Origin of the sequence: Marinimicrobium hydrolyticum, from assembly GCF_030848505.1 — a bacterium.
Taxonomy (GTDB): Bacteria; Pseudomonadota; Gammaproteobacteria; order Pseudomonadales; family Cellvibrionaceae; genus JAVDDU01.
In genome coordinates, this window is record NZ_JAVDDU010000007.1 from 60,081 (window position 1) to 76,906 (window position 16,826).

16 protein-coding genes and 2 tRNA genes are annotated in these 16,826 nt (G+C 56.8%); 9 read left to right on the plus strand and 9 right to left on the minus strand.

Translation table 11 applies throughout. The features are described from left to right. The first annotated feature begins 103 nt into the window (after window positions 1-103). The 4 genes from RBH33_RS12995 (at window position 104) to RBH33_RS13010 (ending at window position 3,225) form a co-directional block, all read left to right on the plus strand. On the plus strand, window positions 104-1,510 hold the full coding sequence (locus tag RBH33_RS12995) for a phage major capsid protein (RefSeq protein ID WP_306732637.1): 1,407 nt from the start codon (window positions 104-106) through the stop codon (window positions 1,508-1,510). Window positions 1,511-1,680: 170 nt separating this feature from the next. After that, a complete protein-coding gene (locus RBH33_RS13000) occupies window positions 1,681-1,899 on the plus strand; it encodes a hypothetical protein (protein WP_306732638.1) in 219 nt (72 codons plus the stop codon). A 120-nt stretch (window positions 1,900-2,019) separates the two neighbouring features. After that, on the plus strand, window positions 2,020-2,334 hold the full coding sequence (locus RBH33_RS13005; protein WP_306732639.1) for a hypothetical protein: 315 nt from the start codon (window positions 2,020-2,022) through the stop codon (window positions 2,332-2,334). Window positions 2,335-2,598: 264 nt separating this feature from the next. Next, the gene (locus RBH33_RS13010; RefSeq protein ID WP_306732640.1) at window positions 2,599-3,225 is read left to right on the plus strand and encodes a hypothetical protein; all 627 of its coding nucleotides are present in this window, start codon (window positions 2,599-2,601) and stop codon (window positions 3,223-3,225) included. A 196-nt stretch (window positions 3,226-3,421) separates the two neighbouring features. Here RBH33_RS13010 and RBH33_RS13015 read toward each other — a convergent pair. Next, window positions 3,422-3,498: transfer RNA gene (locus RBH33_RS13015), tRNA-Met, on the minus strand. A 78-nt stretch (window positions 3,499-3,576) separates the two neighbouring features. Beyond that, window positions 3,577-4,668, minus strand: a complete 1,092-nt coding sequence (gene ychF, locus RBH33_RS13020; RefSeq protein WP_306732641.1) for a redox-regulated ATPase YchF — start codon at window positions 4,666-4,668, stop codon at window positions 3,577-3,579. Window positions 4,669-4,946: 278 nt separating this feature from the next. Between ychF and RBH33_RS13025 the strand changes: the two genes are divergently transcribed. Beyond that, window positions 4,947-5,918 (plus strand): GGDEF domain-containing protein, encoded by a 972-nt coding sequence (locus RBH33_RS13025; protein WP_306732642.1) that lies wholly within the window; start codon window positions 4,947-4,949, stop codon window positions 5,916-5,918. On the opposite strand, the gene pth is transcribed toward RBH33_RS13025, so the two are convergent. The 7 genes from pth to RBH33_RS13060 all read right to left on the minus strand — a co-directional run bounded on the left by pth (window position 5,915) and on the right by RBH33_RS13060 (window position 11,782). Next, window positions 5,915-6,499, minus strand: coding sequence for an aminoacyl-tRNA hydrolase (gene pth, locus RBH33_RS13030; protein WP_306732643.1), 585 nt, complete (start codon window positions 6,497-6,499; stop codon window positions 5,915-5,917). The genes RBH33_RS13025 and pth overlap by 4 nt on opposite strands. Window positions 6,500-6,526: 27 nt before the next feature. After that, window positions 6,527-7,168: a 50S ribosomal protein L25/general stress protein Ctc gene (locus RBH33_RS13035; protein WP_306732644.1), complete on the minus strand. Its 642-nt coding sequence runs from the start codon at window positions 7,166-7,168 to the stop codon at window positions 6,527-6,529. 114 nt (window positions 7,169-7,282) lie between these two features. Further along, window positions 7,283-8,212: a ribose-phosphate pyrophosphokinase gene (locus RBH33_RS13040; RefSeq protein WP_306732743.1), complete on the minus strand. Its 930-nt coding sequence runs from the start codon at window positions 8,210-8,212 to the stop codon at window positions 7,283-7,285. Between the two features lie 196 nt (window positions 8,213-8,408). Then, window positions 8,409-8,483, minus strand: a tRNA-Gln gene (locus RBH33_RS13045). Between the two features lie 17 nt (window positions 8,484-8,500). Further along, window positions 8,501-9,346: a 4-(cytidine 5'-diphospho)-2-C-methyl-D-erythritol kinase gene (ispE, locus tag RBH33_RS13050; RefSeq protein WP_306732645.1), complete on the minus strand. Its 846-nt coding sequence runs from the start codon at window positions 9,344-9,346 to the stop codon at window positions 8,501-8,503. A 70-nt stretch (window positions 9,347-9,416) separates the two neighbouring features. Continuing rightward, window positions 9,417-10,028 carry a lipoprotein insertase outer membrane protein LolB gene (gene lolB, locus RBH33_RS13055; RefSeq protein ID WP_306732646.1) on the minus strand — a complete coding sequence of 204 codons (612 nt, stop codon included), beginning with the start codon at window positions 10,026-10,028 and terminating at the stop codon, window positions 9,417-9,419. Next, the gene (locus RBH33_RS13060) at window positions 10,025-11,782 is read right to left on the minus strand and encodes a tetratricopeptide repeat protein (RefSeq protein ID WP_306732647.1); all 1,758 of its coding nucleotides are present in this window, start codon (window positions 11,780-11,782) and stop codon (window positions 10,025-10,027) included. The genes lolB and RBH33_RS13060 overlap by 4 nt, the downstream gene beginning before the upstream one ends. Before the next feature lie 235 nt (window positions 11,783-12,017). Here RBH33_RS13060 and hemA point away from each other — a divergent pair, with 235 nt between their 5' ends. From hemA to RBH33_RS13080, 4 genes are read left to right on the plus strand one after another with little or no spacing between them, the layout of a single operon-like run. Further along, the gene (gene hemA / locus RBH33_RS13065; protein WP_306732648.1) at window positions 12,018-13,319 is read left to right on the plus strand and encodes a glutamyl-tRNA reductase; all 1,302 of its coding nucleotides are present in this window, start codon (window positions 12,018-12,020) and stop codon (window positions 13,317-13,319) included. Next, window positions 13,320-14,402: a peptide chain release factor 1 gene (gene prfA, locus RBH33_RS13070; RefSeq protein ID WP_306732649.1), complete on the plus strand. Its 1,083-nt coding sequence runs from the start codon at window positions 13,320-13,322 to the stop codon at window positions 14,400-14,402. Window positions 14,403-14,410: 8 nt separating this feature from the next. After that, a complete protein-coding gene (gene prmC, locus RBH33_RS13075; RefSeq protein ID WP_306732650.1) occupies window positions 14,411-15,286 on the plus strand; it encodes a peptide chain release factor N(5)-glutamine methyltransferase in 876 nt (291 codons plus the stop codon). Next, window positions 15,283-16,029 (plus strand): HesA/MoeB/ThiF family protein, encoded by a 747-nt coding sequence (locus tag RBH33_RS13080; protein ID WP_306732651.1) that lies wholly within the window; start codon window positions 15,283-15,285, stop codon window positions 16,027-16,029. The genes prmC and RBH33_RS13080 overlap by 4 nt, the downstream gene beginning before the upstream one ends. The last annotated feature ends 797 nt before the right edge of the window (window positions 16,030-16,826 follow it).

Genomic DNA, 16,826 nt, shown 5'->3' on the forward strand with positions numbered 1-16,826 from the left:
TGCTATGCGGGGCGCGACTGACCTAAACCATTAATTGTTTAATGGGTGGGTTGGCCGCGCCTTTTTGCGTTCTGGCCCCCGCCCTCAGAAATGAGGCAACAACATGTTTAACGATCTAACCACCAATCAGCGACTCGCTGTTAAAAAACGTGCTGGCGAACAACTCCGCAAAGCTGGTTTTACTGACCTTGAGGTAATGGAACCGCACACGCTCCAATGGAATGAATTGCACGAACGCAAAAAGACGTTGGCAGTTACGGCCCGCCAGCTCCTGGACACCATTATCGACAGCACCTCCGAACTTGAAGCGCGGGAGATCGAGTCCGCTGTTGATGGCCTTATGGCTGCACACGGCGCCATACAGGGCGAGCTAGATACCCGTGGCCAGCTCAACGACAAGAGCCCTCGCGCCCATGGTGGCGATACCCGCCGGCCCATTGGCGAAGACATGACCGTGCGCGGTGATGGGAGCCTGGCCGGCGACAGTCGTTCCGATGTATGGCGAGACAAGGAAGGCAAAGAGATTCGCACCTATGCGCCCAATGAGCGTATTTCACAGGGTACTGATTCCAGCCTGTCATTTGGTGGTGGTGTTCGCGCCCTTGTATTTGGTGCAAGGAATGAAGCCGAGGGCCGAGCCCTAAGCGAAGGCACGAACAGTGCCGGAGGCTGGACAGTGCCGGCACCTTTGGCAAGCCAGTTCATTGACGCATTACGTGCGCAATCCGTGGCGATCCAGAGCGGCGCAATCACTGTACCAATGACAAGCGAAACGTTGCAGATTGCCAAGCTCGCGAGCGACCCCGGCTTTGCATGGCGAGCCGAGAACGCGGCAGTAGGTGGCAGCGATCCAACGTTTAGCCGCGTGTTGTTTACAGCCAAATCTTGCGCAGCCATCGTGAAGGCATCCCGTGAAGTGCTGGAAGACTCGGTTAACGTCGAGCAAATCCTGATGCAAGCATTCGCCCAGGCTGCCGCACTGGAAATTGACCGGGCTGCCCTGCAAGGTTCTGGTGCAAGTGACGAGCCGCGCGGCATCCTGAATATTTCAGGTATCAACGAAATGGAAATGGGCACCAACGGCGCGGCCTTCACTGATTACGATCCATGGTTGGATGCAATCTATGAGCTGGAGCTGGACAACGTGCCTGGACCTTATGCGAGCGCCATGCACCCGCGTACAGCCCGTGACCTTCGCAAACTGAAAACCGGCCTAAGTGGTGACAATACGTCACTGGTTATGCCGCCCTCAGTGTCAGAAATCGCCCGGCGCATTACCACCACACTGCCCATCGACGAAACCCAGGGAACAGCCGAGAACGCATCTAGCGTGATTATCGGCAACTTCTCTCAGATGATGGTTGGCATACGCTCTGACTTGCGCATTGAAGTGTTGCGCGAGCGATACGCGGACAACAATCAGATTGGTTTCCTGGCTCACTTCCGGATGGACATTCAGGTGCGACACCCTGAAGCGTTTTGTGCAATCAAGGGCGTGATACCCGCCTAAGACTTCCTGCTGTTCCCGCAGTTGGAGAAATGGCCGTAATCGGCTGGGATTAGACGGTTAGTGCCCGGTTCTTCAGCCTAAACCCCGTCAGCCCGTGGGGAGGAACCTTTAACCAATGTAACCCATTGGCCTCCCGCGACGGGCACTCATTCACTCACAGAGGCAGCACTATGAATCAGCAAGAAGCAGCAGAAGCATTTGAGAGAGAGCTGGCAGCAAGCGATATGCCAGAGGAAAAGAAGGCAGCAGCACGGGAGCTTATAGAGCGCCTTAACAATGGCGAGAGAGTAGCCGCTGTACTCAAGGACTTAGCTGTACCGCTTGGCCTGACGGTTGACCACATCATGGCTGCACTCGTGCCGATAGATGAACAGAAGACGTTGCATTGATGCTGTGCTGTGTAGGTGGGGAGGGGCCATTGCCGTTTGCGGAGCCTTCCCGCTCCAGACCAGCGGGGTAGCCGTTTATTCAGCCACACGACCAAGTTTTGTTTTTTGCAGGGCTCCAAAATGTCAAAGGTAATACCGATAACTGATGCCGTACCGGCTCACCTCAGCGCCGAATCAAAACGGTTGCTGCGTGATCTGCAAGCAGATTACAGCCTGGACGACAGCGCTGGTCAAGCGCTATTGCTTCAGCTTGGCGAGACCCTGGACCACTTGCGCGCCTGTCAAAAGCAAATCAAGGAAGACGGTTTATCCGCGCCAGGATCGCGCCGAGGGACTGTCAGACCGCACCCACTGTTAAAGGAGTGCACCGAAGCGCGGCGCCACATACTGGCGATTTTCCGCAGCTTGAACTTAGACCTGTCACCGCCGAGCTAACTATGCCAAACCCCAGACTATCCCGACAACGTAAACGCAAGTCCGCGGCCCTCAGTGGTGCGGAACTAACTTTTCTTACTGGTGAGCTTCAATCGCGCACCAACATGTTCGAGCTCAATCAATCCTTGCTTGGCCCCCCTGGCCTTGTCCGCCGTAAGCAGTTAATCGAGCAGTACCCGCAGCTTATACCGGATACCAAAAAGATCGAGCTTATGAAAAAACGCGACTGCTCACGATTAATCGAGAATGAAGGAGTTCTGACGTATGACTGACTTTGACCCAATAATCTCTCAGGGCATTGGCGGTTCGTACAAGTGGCGCGTTGCCCGGATAGTGAGCTGGTGTTATCGAAACCGCGCAAGCGACTCATTACCCATACTGGTGTCGATGGCGGACGCCGTAATTGACGCCACAGAGGACGAAGAGTCGTGGCTCTCTTTGATAGAGGACTATTCGCCGCCGGATGCTAAGGAGGGCGCTTTTGAGGATGTGCGCAATACCCTTCAGGCCGAATACTCGAGTAACCCCAAGGACACCCTGGGCGCTTTTCTGGCTGGCATGGACGGGCTGTTGGTGGTGTGCGAAGAAGTAGCGTCTGTATATACCGGCATACTTGACGGCGAGACCCACCCGCAAGCGGAAGAGTTCCTAGATTTACACGCGATGATTGCTGCCGCGTTTTTAACCGGGTACGCCAAAGAATTAGGTAGCACACAACGTGGCCACTTGAGCCGACTGCGCGGCTACGTGAGCCCATTGCTCAGCACGGTGAGAGATCCCTTGTACCACCCCCTAAACACGAATCGTCTATTTCTGCTGCCGCCATTCTGGGCTGAAGGTATGCACATTAGATTCAAGCACGGAGAGGCCACTAAAAAACTCTTCCCGTGAGCCGCACCTACACCAACAAGCACGGCACCACATCTTTACGCATGGTACGCAGAAAAGTATGTAAGTAATTGATTCAAAAAGAATAATGCCGGAAGGCGGGGATTTTTGTTGCGTGGAAATTATTTTTTGCTGCTTACCCTGTGCTTACCCAATAAAAAAGGGCTAGCAGTTACTAACCTGCTAGCCCTCCGAATAGTGGTAGCTAGGGGCGGACTTGAACCGCCGACCCCAGCATTATGAATGCTGTGCTCTAACCAGCTGAGCTACCTAGCCACTTCAAGGGCGCGTATTTTGGCCAGAGGGCGCCCCAAAGTCAAGCCCCGTGGGGCTCGATTTCCTCGCCTTTTTTGACTAGACGTTAAACCGGAAGTGCACCACGTCCCCGTCCTTCACCACGTATTCCTTGCCTTCCAGGCGCCAGCGTCCGGCGTCTTTGGCGCCCTGTTCGCCCTTGTGAGCGATAAAGTCGTCGTAGGCTACCACTTCGGCGCGGATAAAGCCTTTTTCGAAGTCCGTGTGGATTTTGCCGGCGGCCTGGGGGGCGGTGGCGCCAATGGGGATGGTCCAGGCGCGCACTTCTTTCACGCCGGCGGTGAAATAGGTGTGCAGTCCTAGAAGGTCGTAGCCGGCGCGAATCACACGGTTGAGGCCGGGTTCGTCCATGCCCATTTCGCCCAGAAACTCGGCTTTCTCGTCATCGTCCAGTTCGGCTATTTCCGCTTCCAGCTTGTTGCAGATAGGCACCACGACGGCGTTTTCCTCGGCGGCAATGGCCTTGACCTGATCCAGGTAGGGGTTGTTCTCAAAGCCTTCTTCGTCCACGTTGGCGATGTACATGGTGGGTTTGACGGTGAGCAGATTCAGCTCGCCCAACAGTGCCAGTTGATCCTTGTCCAAGCCAAAGGAGCGTAGCGGCTTCGCCTGGTCCAGGTGTGGCTGAACCTTTTCCAGCAGGGCCTTCATGGCGATGGCGTGCTTGTCCTGGCCTTTGGCGGCTTTGGCGAAGCGCTGCAGGGCTCTATCCACGGTATCCAGGTCGGCCAAGGCCAGCTCGGTGTTGATCACCTCAATATCCGCCGCGGGGTTGATGGTGTTTTCCACGTGAATGACGTTCTCGTCCTCAAAGCAGCGCACCACGTGCGCAATGGCGTCGGTCTCACGGATGTTGGCCAGAAATTTGTTGCCCAGACCTTCGCCCTTGGAGGCGCCCGCCACCAGTCCGGCGATATCGACGAACTCCATGGTGGTGGCGATGACTTTTTCGGGTTTGACGATTTCGGCCAGGCGATCCTGGCGCGGATCGGGAACCGCCACCACCCCGGCATTGGGCTCGATGGTGCAAAAAGGAAAGTTTTCCGCGCCTATGCCCGCTTTGGTGAGCGCGTTGAAAAGCGTGGATTTGCCGACGTTGGGCAGGCCGACTATGCCGCAGTTAAAACCCATGTTGCTGTACCCGATGACTGACTGAAGGCGCGATTATACAGATCACACCCATTGGACTCTATGGCCCCAGAAATTAAGCGCGCTCCGGCTTGACAAGGATCATGGTGCCACTAAAGGGGATGTGGTATAACACGATAAAAATGCGGGGCCTAATTGCGTGGTCGTAGTGGATGTATTGACCACCAGCGAATAATAGGGTTCTCTTCACTGAGTGTGTCTTAAGGATAGGTTATGCACAATGTACCGCTTTTCAACACGTCTATCGGCCTAGAAGCCCCGTGGCAGATTTAGAGCTCGGGCTGGCAGGCCACATCCAAGCTCCCGGTCGGCGCGGCCCAGAGTTCGACCGCTCGCTTCTGCGTGCCATTCAAGAAGCCTCTCCAGACGGCATTCTCGTGGTCGACGAGCAGGGTGTGGTGGTGTCCTACAATCAGCGCTTTATCGAGACGTGGAAAATCTCCATAGATCATCTAGATTACCACTCCAGCGACGATGGCACGGTTCCCGAGGATCGTTTAATGCACGCTGCCCTGGCTCAGCTTAAGGACCCGGACGCTTTCATAAAGCGGGTTATGGAGCTGTATGCCACACCTTCGGCAAGGGACCACTGTGAGCTTGAACTGAAGGATGGGCGGGTGCTGGAGCGCCACTCCGTGGGTTTACACAACGATCTCAATCGGTACTTGGGGCGCGTGTGGTTTTTCCGGGACATCACTGAGCGCAAACGGGTAGAGGCGGCGCTGCGGGAGTTGGCTTGGCGCGACCAGTTGACCGGCGAGATGAGCCGCGGCCACTTTTTGTCTTGCGCCTCCGACGAGTTGGCCCGGGCAAAACGGTACCGACACCCCTTGGCCATTCTCATGATTGATTTGGATCACTTCAAAAGCATCAATGACCGCTATGGCCATGCAGCGGGCGATGTCGTGCTGGTGACGGTTTGTCAGCGTTGGCGCGACGTTTTGCGGGAGGGAGACCTGCTCGGGCGTATCGGCGGCGAAGAGTTTGCGATTTTGCTGCCAAATAGTGACCGGGAAGCGACGCAAAAGGTGGCTGAACGCTTGCGCGCCTGTGTGGCTGAACCATCCATCCAAGTTTTCGATGACGAAATTGCCTGTACCGTGAGCGGCGGGATTGCCATGGTGGACGTCGACCAGGGTTCCATTGACAATGCTCTGAGCCGAGCCGATGACGCGCTGTACCGTGCCAAGCACAAGGGCCGAAATCGCATGGAAATGGATGGGGCAGGTTAAGCTTTGGTGTGTAGCCGGTTCATTGCGGCAGCCCATTCACCTTTGGTCAGTTCAGGCATCACATCAATTGCCCGGTCAATGGCATCCTCGATGAGGCGCTGATCGTCAGGCTCCGCCTTCTTTAGTACATAGACCACCACTTGCGACGCAGAACCAGGATGGCCGATTCCCAAGCGGAGACGGTTAAAGTCACGGTTGTTCCCCAAGGCTTTAATGGTGTCGCGCAGACCGTTGTGGCCGCCGTGGCCGCCGCTGTGCTTGAGACGCGCGGTACCGGGGGGTAGATCGAGCTCATCATGGGCAACAAGAATGGCTTCGGGGGGGATTTTATAAAACTGTGCCAGTGCGCCAATGGCCTGACCACTGCGATTCATAAACGTGGTGGGAATCAAGAGGCGCAGGTCGCGCCCCTGGATTTGGATGCGGGCAGTTAGCCCAAAGAACTTGCTTTCCGGGCTGAGGCTGGCGCCGTTACGGCGCGCCAGCTCAGCAACAAAGTCAGCACCGGCGTTATGACGGGTCCGGTCGTACTCGGGGCCGGGATTACCCAGCCCCACAATGAGTTGCAGCGGAGTGTCCATGACCAGTGCTAACCTCGCTCAGCTGTTTTAGGCTTCGCCTTCCTCGGACTCGCCAGCTTCTTCCGCATCGTCTACCGCAGCGCCTTTAGGCTTGTTCACGGCAACCACGGGCAAATCGTGGTCCGCGCCGTGGGACAGAGCGACTGAAGTGACGCCTTTGGGAAGTTTCAGGTCGGAGATGTGCACCACCTGGCCCAATTCCGCATCGGCCAGATCCACTTCAATGAATTCCGGCAGGTTGGCGGGCAGACAGCTGACTTCCAGCTGAACCATGTTGTGTACGATCTTGCCACCCTGGAGCTTAACGCCTTTACAGGTGTCTTCGTTCAGGAAGTGCAAAGGTACGCTGGTTTGCAGCTTGTGGGTTTTGGATACACGCAAGAAATCCGCGTGCATGGTGTAACCCTTGGCTGGGTGGCGTTGCAGGTCCTTCAGAATGACATCTTCGGACTTGTCGCCCACTTTCAACTCAATAATGTGCGAGAAGAAGGCTTCGCTTTCCAAGTGCTTGGTAAGCTCTTTCTGGCTGATGGCGATGCTCATCGGCTTCTTCTGTTTGCCGCCATACACAATGGCGGGCACTTTGGCTTCCAGACGACGCAGGCGGCGGCTCGCACCTTTCCCCAAGTCGTCACGGGCCTCGGCATTCAAAATAAAATCTTCAGACATTGGTCAGTCCTCAATAATCCACAGGGGTCCGCGACCAGAACCGCACTGCGGGGTTTGCTAAAACCGCCGCAACACCATTGTCGCGGCGGTGGTTATCCGAGCACCCGCTCCGCGTTAGCGGAACATGGCGCTCAGGGATTCTTCGTTACTCAGGCGGCGCACCGCTTCAGCCAACATGCGCGACAAGGTGAGCAGGCGCACACGTTTGCATTGGCGAGCCGCATCGCTCAGCGGAATGGAGTCAGTCACAACCAACTCATCCAGCTGGGAATTGTTCAAGTTGTCGATAGCCTTACCTGACAGCACCGGGTGGGTACAGTAGGCGACGACTTTTTTCGCGCCTTCGCTTTTCAGAGCTTTGGCGGCGTTGCACAAGGTACCGGCGGTATCGACCATATCGTCCACCAGCAGGCAGGTGCGGCCATCCACTTCACCGATGATGTTCATTACCTCGGCGACGTTGGGGTTGGGCCGACGTTTGTCGATAATGGCCAGGTCCACACCCAATTGTTTGGCCACCGCCCGGGCGCGCACCACGCCGCCGATATCCGGTGAGACCACGATCAGGTCATCGAAATTCTGTTTTTCAATATCTTCCAGCAATACCGGTGAGCCGTAGACGTTGTCCACGGGCACATCAAAGAAGCCTTGAATCTGCTCGGCGTGCAGATCTACGGTTAGCAGGCGATCAATGCCAGCACCCACCATCATGTCGGCAACCGTTTTAGCCGTAATGGGTACCCGGGCGGAGCGCACACGCCGATCCTGGCGGGCGTAACCAAAGTAGGGCACCACAGCGGTAATTCGCCCCGCTGACGCTCGGCGCAGGGCGTCGACCATGATGATCAATTCCATCAGGTTGTCATTGGTCGGCGCGCAGGTGGGCTGTACCACAAACACATCCCGACCGCGCACATTGACGTGCAGTTCGACCGCAATTTCACCGTCCGAGAACTGGGATACTGAAGCATCTCCCAGGGGAATGCCCAGAAAGTCCACGATCTTTTGGGCCAGCTCCGGGTTGGCGTTGCCGGTGAATACCATTAGCTCAGTCACGTCTGGTACCTGCTAGTGTTGTGGTTGTTTTGTTCCGCTCTACAACGGCCTGAATAACCATCGACGGCTTATACCTGTTCCGGCCCGTTCGGGAAACAGCTCGAAAAAGACAGGGATAGGGGAGGCATCAATGGACATGGCTGCTAGTGTCGCCGCGTTGGCACGCCAGGCGCTACTGAAAATATGGCTGGGGCGGAAGGATTCGAACCTTCGCATGACGGGATCAAAACCCGCTGCCTTACCGCTTGGCTACGCCCCAGTAGATTTAGATCTTTTCTAGTCGGGAAGCAACTCGTACACCGGCGATCGATCCACACTGCGGGCGACAAAACCCGGCAAGTGTGTGGGTGCCTGAGCCAGTATTTCACGCGCCTTTTGTGCCGAATCAAAAGCGGCAAAAATGCACGCGCCGGTTCCCGACATCTGAGCATGGGGGGCAAACTGTTCTAGCCAGTTCAGGGCTTCATCCACAGCGGGATACAAGCGTCTGACCAATGGCTGACAGTCGTTCCGACCACCCTGCCCAAGAAAGGCCGCTACTGTAATGTTCGGTGTGTCTCTTGTCAAATCTTTGTGTGAAAAAACACGCGCCGTGGCCACCTGGCATTGAGGGGCGATGACCAGGTACCAGCGGGAGGGCAGATTGAGGGGGGTAAGTCGCTCCCCGATGCCCTCCGCCCAGGCGGTTTGCCCCCCGACGAACACCGGCACGTCCGCACCCAGTTGCAAGCCCAACTCCTGCAACTCCTGCCGAGTCAGGCCGCAGCGCCAGAGGTGGTTCAGGGCCACCAAGGTCGTAGCCGCATCGCTGCTGCCGCCACCCAGGCCGCCACCCATAGGCAAACGTTTGTCTAACGTTACATTTACCCCGGCGTTCACGCCGCTGCGCGCTCGCAACAGCTCGGCGGCGCGCACAATGAGATTGTCCTTGGGAGCAACACCCGGGAGGGTGGGGCTGAGCTCTATGCGTGTGTCCGCCCGGGGAGCGAAATGTAGTTGATCGCCAAAGTCCAACAATTGGAACGCCGACTGCAACAGGTGATAACCGTCTGCACGGCGGCCGGTAATGTGCAAAAACAAATTGAGTTTGGCGGGCGCACTCAGGCTTAGAGGTTCGAACATAACGGGTTTCGTGCCCAATCTGCGCGTATGCGGTTTTTTTGATGAGAGGCTTTACTCAAGGGTTCCCGCCTCAGCGAAGCTCGGCATGGTGCGGGGACCAGTTGTGGATAACCAGGGTCAAGCGTACTTCGTCCCGGCTGGCAATGATTCGCCGGGGTAAATGCCAGTGGCCGTCCACTAGAGTGTAGTTGCTGTAGCGTAGATGCCAGCCGTCCTGTTCCAGTTCGGACAGCAGGCCGTCGTCATCCCTTTTCATGCGGCGCGCTTGGGTTTCCGGGGAGGGGACGCCGCGCACCCAATAGAGCAACTGGTCCACCGGCACCAGCCAGCCGGTGGCCAGCCAAATCAGCTCCTCAGCGCTCGCCGCTTCCAGTAGTTCGTCGTCACCTTGGTCAAGGGTCACAGAGCCTGGCGTGCCGGTAATAACGGTGCGCCCCTGCCCAAAGGGGCCGCTTAGATCAATGCGGAACTCATCTCGGTCCTGATCCCAACGCAGTCGTGCGCTACCGCTGTTGTCGGGCAGGCGGGCGCCCAGTTTGCCGCTGATCTGCCAGCTTTCCAAAGCCGCTACACGCGCTTGATGTTCTTCCCAGCTGTCAATGGGCTTGAGGGTGTGAGGCGCACAGCCAACAATTCCCAGCAGCAACAACGATAGTGCTGCCAGTGGCCACCGATGGATCATTCAGGCACTCCCAGCCGCTTTTTGGTGGCGGGAATCAGCTCGCTGTCGGGGTCCTCTTCCAGCCCTTTGTTCCAGGCTTCCCGAGCTTTCTCCCGTTCGCCGAGCACCCAGAGCACTTCGCCCAGGTGGGCCGCGATTTCCTGGTCCGGGTAGGCATCCATAGCTCTCTGTAAATAAGGCAGGGCCTCTTTCGGATTGCCTTGGCGGTAAAGTACCCATCCCATGCTGTCCAGGATGGCAGGGTCATCAGGCATCAGTGCCAGGGCTTTGCGGATTAACTCTTCCGCTTCATCCAGATTGAGATTGTTGTCCGCCATTGTGTACCCGAGCGCATTTAAGGCGGCGGCATTGTTGGGGTCATAAGTGAGAATCTGACGCAAATCTTGCTTGGTTTCTTGCAGGCGATCCTGCCCGATGTAGAGCATGGCGCGAGCGTAGAGTAAGTCGCTGCTGGTGGGATAAGTGTGCAACGCCCGATCCAGCAATGCCTCAGCAGTGTCGTGGCGCTGGTGCTCAGTCAATGCCCGCACCTGCAAAAGGTAGAGCCCTTCGGCTTGGTCCGGGAAGCGGTTGCGCAGCCGGTTCATGTGCTCGTCGGCACTCTCCGGGTCGTTCTGGCGCATAAAGATGTCCAGCAGGTCCACAGTGGCGGAGAGAAAGTCGCCGCCCGGCTGAACCTGTAAATAGTGCAGTACGGCTTGGTCGAGGTCATCGTCCCGCTCCGCCATTTGCGCCAAATAATAGTGGGCGGGGGACACATGCTCGCCGAGGTCGAGGAGCGCGTCAAAACTCTGTTTGGCTGTGCTCAAGTCGCCCCGCTCCATAGACACAATACCCAGGGAAAGCCTCAGATCGGGATCCTGGGGGGCTTTATCCACCAGGATTTCAAATTGTTCCTGGGACTTGCCGAGATCCTTTTGCGTCAGCAAACGCGCGTATTGAAGGCGTAGGCGCAAGCTGTCTGGCTGGTGCTCAAGGGCGCTTTCGATGCGTTTGACCGCTTCATTATATTGTCCCAGCTGGTAGAGAATGTTGGTTTCCAGCAAGGCGGCGCCGGTGCTGCGGGGACTGCGCGCTAGGGCGCGCCGGGCATAAGTTAGCGCTTCCTCCGGTTGGCCCAATTGGTGCGCAAGCAGGCCGGTGCCCACCAGCAGTTCCTGATGGTTCGGGTATTCGTTCAGCAGTTGTTTATAGGAGGAGAGTAGAGTCTCTCGCTGAATGTCCGTGGCTTCCGCCGCACTGGCGGCGATGTTTTGGAATAGGGTCGGCTCCCCCTGGGCGTGCAGCTTGCGGGACATGGCGAACGCTTCCTGCAAACGGCCATTTTGCAGCAGCGCTAGGGCGGCGTTGATCTGCGCCTCGGTGTCGTGCGGCACAATGTCTACCCACAGAAGGGCAGCGTCCAGAGCTTCCTTTTCCGCGTTTAGAAAACGCGCAATATGGGTGGCGCGCGCCGCTACCTGGGGGTCACGGGTCTGATGGGCTTGTTGCACGTAATTCGCCAGGGCAATGTCAAAACGTTCGCGACTGCCCGCCAGCTCTGCTGCCAGGAGCGCGTACAGCGTCTCGCTGGTAAAGGGGCGTGTGGGCGCCTTGAGCTGTGGTATCTGTGGGGTGACCCCCGCCTCCCAGGTATCCGGTGCGTGCCTTGGCTCCGGCTCAGGCTCATGCGGGTGCTCTTCCGTGGGCTGCTGGGCACAAGCCACAAGCAGGCCCGAGGCCAGGGCGGCGATGATCAGGGAATGTTTTTTCATGCTGACAGTGGGTCCATGGGGGCATTCAAAAAGTGCCAAGTTGATGAAACATCATAAACACAGCAGCACTTTATCTCCAGCCCGGGGGTGCGCGAACGGTCTTTGGAGTGTAAAGATGGAGGTAAATTCCGCGTTCCGCAAGGTCCAAGGGCCGGCACCTGTAAAAACTTCCTCTTGTCAGGGGTGTCTTGGGGCCGGACAATGACGCCTCCAATTGGTAACTGCTTCGCGTTTTATGACCCTACTGGCCTTCGGCATCAATCACACCACAGCGCCCCTGGCCATCCGGGAGAAGGTGGCGTTCGCCCCCGAAACCCTTGAGCAAGCGTTGCGGCAGGCCCGCGAGCAGGCGCAATTGCAGGAGGTGGCGATACTGTCCACCTGTAATCGCACCGAGATTTACGCCGCCAGCGAAGCCGAGGCGGAGCAGTTAACGCGCTGGTTGGTTGAGCACAACCAGATGGGCGATTATGACCTAAGCAGCTGCTGCTACTGTTTCCGTGACGAGGAGGCGGTCAGCCATATGATGAAGGTCGCCGGTGGGCTGGACTCCCTGGTGCTGGGAGAACCGCAAATCCTTGGGCAAATGAAGTCAGCTTATGCGGTGGCCAGCCAGGCGGGTACCATTGGCGGCGTGCTGCACACTGCGTTTCAGCAGGTTTTTGGCATTGCCAAGCGGGTGCGCTCGGAAACGGGCATCGGTGAAAACCCCGTGTCGGTTGCTTACGCGGCGGTAACTCTGGCCCAGCAAATCTTTTCCGACTTAAAAGAGGATACCGCGCTGCTGATCGGTGCCGGAGAAACCATTCAGTTGGTGGCGCGGCATTTACGCGAGCAGGGCATGACGCGCCTGATCGTGGCCAACCGTACCTTGGAGCGGGCGCACGCTTTGGCCCAAGAGTTTGCCGCAGAGGCGATTTTGCTCGCGGATATTCCCGAACAACTGCACCGGGCCGATATTGTCATTTCTTCGACCGCCAGCCAGTTGCCCTTGTTGGGTAAAGGCGCGGTGGAATCCGCGTTGAAAAAGCGTAAGCACAAACCCATGTTTATGCTCGACATCGCCGTGCCCCGGGATATCGAAGCGGAAGTGGGCCGTTTAGACGACGTCTATTTATACACCGTGGATGACCTGCATGAGGTTATCGATCAAAATAAGCAATCTCGAGTTGCCGCCGCGGATAAAGCTCAAAGCATCATCGCTGAAGGCGTCAGTCACTATCGCGACCAACTGCGTGCCAGAGATGCCGTGGCCACCATCAAAGCATTCCGCCATCAGGCCGAATCTTATCGGGATGTGGAGCTGGAAAAAGCGTTGCGCGTTTTGGCCGCCGGGGGTGATCCCGAGCAGATACTGACGCAAATGGCCCGCAACTTAACCAATAAATTACTGCACACGCCCAGTGCGAACCTGCGCGAGGCCAGTACCCAAGGCCGCGCGGACGTAATCCAAATTGCCCGGGAGCTGTTTGACCTGTCGGACGACGATCTGGCCGGCAATGCTCCCGATAAAGAGACAGAAGACAAGCGAGACTGAATGAAAGCATCGATATTGGAAAAACTGGACCGCCTCGCAGAGCGCTATCAAGAAGTCAGTGCATTGCTGTCTGACCCGGATACCATTGCCGATCAGGGAAAATTTCGGAACCTCTCCAAAGAGTTCGCCGAGCTGGAGCCCGTGGTGCAGCAGTTGGAACGCTACCGGCTAGTGCTTGCCGAGAAAGCCGAGGCCGAAACCCTCATGCAGGAAGGCGATAGCGACATGCGGGAAATGGCCCGGGAGGAGTTCTATGCTTGCGAGGAGCAGCTTGAACCTCTCGCGGAGGAGTTGCAGCGGCTGCTGTTGCCCAAAGATCCCGACGACGAAAAAAACGTATTCCTTGAAATTCGAGCCGGTACCGGCGGTGACGAAGCCGCCATTTTTGCGGGTGACTTGTTCCGCATGTACAGCAAATACGCTGAACAGCGACGCTGGCAAATCGAAGTGCTCAGTGAAAGTGAAGGCGAGCACGGCGGCTACAAAGAAATTATTAGCCGGGTCAGCGGCCAAGGGGTGTACGCCCAACTTAAGTTTGAATCCGGCGCGCACCGGGTTCAGCGCGTACCGGCCACGGAGTCTCAGGGGCGCATTCACACCTCGGCGTGCACCGTGGCCGTGATGCCCGAACCGGATGCCCTGGAAGAAGTGGATATCAACAAGGCGGATATACGCGTGGACACCTTCCGCGCTTCAGGCGCTGGTGGTCAGCACGTTAACAAAACCGACTCCGCCATTCGGGTGACACACCTGCCCACAGGCATAGTGGTGGAATGTCAGGACGAGCGTTCTCAGCATAAAAACCGCGCCCGCGCTCTGTCACTACTGGCGGCGAAGCTTAAGCAACAAAGCGAGGAGTCAGCGGCCAAGAGCATCTCCGATGAACGCCGTTCACTGGTCGGCAGTGGTGACCGTTCCGAACGTATTCGCACCTACAATTTCCCCCAGGGTCGGCTCACCGATCACCGCATCAACTTGACTCTTTATAAACTCGATGAAGTCATGCAGGGTAGTTTGGATGAGGTGATTCAAGCCTTGGTCAATGAGCACCAAACTGACCTGTTGGCGACCCTGGCTGAGTAATGGGCGGGGTGCCGAACAGCCAGGACTCAACAGTAAGTGTAGGCCAGTGCCTGGCTTGGTCGGCGCAGTTGGAGCACGTCAGCGATTCTGCGCGATTGGATGTGGAACTGCTGCTGTGCCAGGTGTTGGATCGCAGTCGTACCTGGCTTTACACCTGGCCGGAAAAAGACCTGACCGAAACACAGCTGACTTTATTCAAAAAGTACCTGGAGCGTCGCGCACAAGGCGAGCCGCTAGCGTACATTCTTGGTCAGCGTGAATTTTGGTCGCTGCCGTTGGAAGTCAATTCGAGTACGTTGATCCCGCGCCCGGACACGGAGTTGTTGGTGGAGGTGACTCTGGAATGTTTGGGTAACTCCACTCAAACACAGCGCGTGTTGGATCTTGGCACGGGCACCGGCGCCGTAGCGTTAGCGTTGGCCAGCGAGCGTCCCGCTTGGTTGGTTCAAGGGCTGGATGTGTCGCCGGAGGCGGTGGCACTGGCAGAGCGAAATCGCGAACGCTTGGGCTTCAGTAATGCTTCGTTTACGGTCAGCGATTGGTTTTCCGCCGTATCAAAACAAACCCTTTATCAGGCCATTGTTGCCAACCCGCCCTACATAGCGCCGGATGATCCGCATCTGGATCTGGGTGATGTACGCTTTGAGCCTCGTTCCGCTTTGGTCGCCGCCGATCAGGGCTTAGCGGATATTCAACAAATTGCTAAAACCGCGCGGCAGTTTCTGGCTCCAGGCGCTTGGCTGCTATTGGAACACGGTTGGGAGCAGGGTGAAGCGGTTCGACAGGTGCTGACGGAGTTGGGTTACGACAAAGTAGAAACACGAAAAGATTATGGCGATCAGGAACGAATCACTTATGGCTGTTTCGGGGGAGACGCACTGTGAACGATGAACAGCTCTTACGCTACAGCCGGCAGATACTGTTGCCAGATGTGGACATTGATGGGCAGGAAAAACTGCTGTCCTCCCGTGTATTGATTCTCGGCCTCGGCGGCTTGGGCGCACCGGTGGCGATGTACCTCGCCGGCGCAGGGGTGGGGCATTTGGTGCTCGCCGATTTTGATGCCGTCGACTTGACCAATTTGCAACGGCAAATTATTCACACTACGGATCGTATCGGTGAGCCGAAGGTGACTTCCGCTGCGCAGGCTTTGCGGGAATTGAATCCTGACATTCAAGTGACGTGCATACAGGAGCGCCTCGAAGGCGAGGCGTTGCATCGTCAGCTTGAACAAGTCGATTTGGTGTTGGATTGCAGCGATAATTTTACTACCCGCTTTGAATTAAATGCCGCCTGCGTCGCCACGGGTACTCCGTTGGTGTCAGGAGCGGCAGTACGTTTGGAAGGCCAAGTGGCGGTGTTTGATTCTCGCCGCGAGGACAGCCCCTGTTATCGGTGCCTTTACCATACGCAAAGTGAAGAAGATTTAACCTGCTCGGCGAATGGTGTGCTGGCGCCCGTGGTGGGGGTGGTAGGCTCAATGCAGGCACTGGAGGCCATTAAATTGTTGGTGGGTTTTGGTACGAGTTTAACCGGCCGATTGCTACTGTTCGATGCCCGCCACGCGCAATGGCGTGAACTTAAATTGGCTCGTGATCCTGATTGTCCTGTATGCGGAAGGCGTTAGCTGCGCTACGCCGCCAGCCTGTATTACTACGTCATTTCCGCAAAAGCGCACTGCTGTCCGGAATAAATTAGGGGGAATAGCTGGAGGAGTTGCAGGCCAAGGCTTTGGAGGTAAACTCCGAGTTGACGACTTTTTTCGTTTACAACAAAACTCTACTAAGTTCTGATTCCGCAGACGTTCGGAGCTTTGGTGGAGTGCTGCTCATCGGTACTCGAAGTTGTTCTGCTGGATCTCCGCTTTCGCGGAGATGACGATAAAAAGATCCTCGTACCTCTGCGTCATTCCAGCGAGGCAAAAAACCATTTCAGTGTGCTGAAGTTATACCTTACTCCCTTATTTCCCGAAACTTTCAGGTTGGCACCGCGGAGAGTGGGGCAGGCATTCCCGGACTGTCGCAGACAGGAAGTCTGCGTCAAGCCCCCAGGGAGGGGTTCACGGCGTGTCCGGGTGTGCCTGCCCCACTCGTAGCACTCGACTAAAACCCCAGCGGGAAGCGCCTACTCGCTAGCCGCTAGTTTTCGAGTGTCTGACATTAAAAACTGGGACGAAGCCGCGCAATTCTTGGGTTTCCACCATCTGTCCAAAATTATTCCGGACAGCAATGCGCGAAAGCGGGAATCCATATACCTGTGAACTGATGGACTCCCGCCTGCGCGCACTAATGTCCAGAACAATTAAGCTAATTAGCGACTTCGTAAGCAAGCCCCGGGGCCGCGCAGGGTGAGTGTTCAGCAACCGTCGTGAATCCGCCCCTGGAGACTGCCTCAAAAGGTTCCCTCTTTTGAGGCTTGCTGAAC

What these genes read in the sequence shown, in the direction of transcription:
- RBH33_RS12995 (WP_306732637.1), top strand. Translation starts at nt 104, where the DNA reads ATGTTTAACGATCTAACCACCAATCAGCGACTCGCTGTTAAAAAACGT.
- RBH33_RS13000 (WP_306732638.1), top strand. Translation starts at nt 1,681, where the DNA reads ATGAATCAGCAAGAAGCAGCAGAAGCATTTGAGAGAGAGCTGGCAGCA.
- RBH33_RS13005 (WP_306732639.1), top strand. Translation starts at nt 2,020, where the DNA reads ATGTCAAAGGTAATACCGATAACTGATGCCGTACCGGCTCACCTCAGC.
- RBH33_RS13010 (WP_306732640.1), top strand. Translation starts at nt 2,599, where the DNA reads ATGACTGACTTTGACCCAATAATCTCTCAGGGCATTGGCGGTTCGTAC.
- ychF (WP_306732641.1), bottom strand. Translation starts at nt 4,668, where the DNA reads ATGGGTTTTAACTGCGGCATAGTCGGCCTGCCCAACGTCGGCAAATCC.
- pth (WP_306732643.1), bottom strand. Translation starts at nt 6,499, where the DNA reads ATGGACACTCCGCTGCAACTCATTGTGGGGCTGGGTAATCCCGGCCCC.
- RBH33_RS13035 (WP_306732644.1), bottom strand. Translation starts at nt 7,168, where the DNA reads ATGTCTGAAGATTTTATTTTGAATGCCGAGGCCCGTGACGACTTGGGG.
- RBH33_RS13040 (WP_306732743.1), bottom strand. Translation starts at nt 8,212, where the DNA reads ATGGTATTCACCGGCAACGCCAACCCGGAGCTGGCCCAAAAGATCGTG.
- ispE (WP_306732645.1), bottom strand. Translation starts at nt 9,346, where the DNA reads ATGTTCGAACCTCTAAGCCTGAGTGCGCCCGCCAAACTCAATTTGTTT.
- lolB (WP_306732646.1), bottom strand. Translation starts at nt 10,028, where the DNA reads ATGATCCATCGGTGGCCACTGGCAGCACTATCGTTGTTGCTGCTGGGA.
- RBH33_RS13060 (WP_306732647.1), bottom strand. Translation starts at nt 11,782, where the DNA reads ATGAAAAAACATTCCCTGATCATCGCCGCCCTGGCCTCGGGCCTGCTT.
- hemA (WP_306732648.1), top strand. Translation starts at nt 12,018, where the DNA reads ATGACCCTACTGGCCTTCGGCATCAATCACACCACAGCGCCCCTGGCC.
- prfA (WP_306732649.1), top strand. Translation starts at nt 13,320, where the DNA reads ATGAAAGCATCGATATTGGAAAAACTGGACCGCCTCGCAGAGCGCTAT.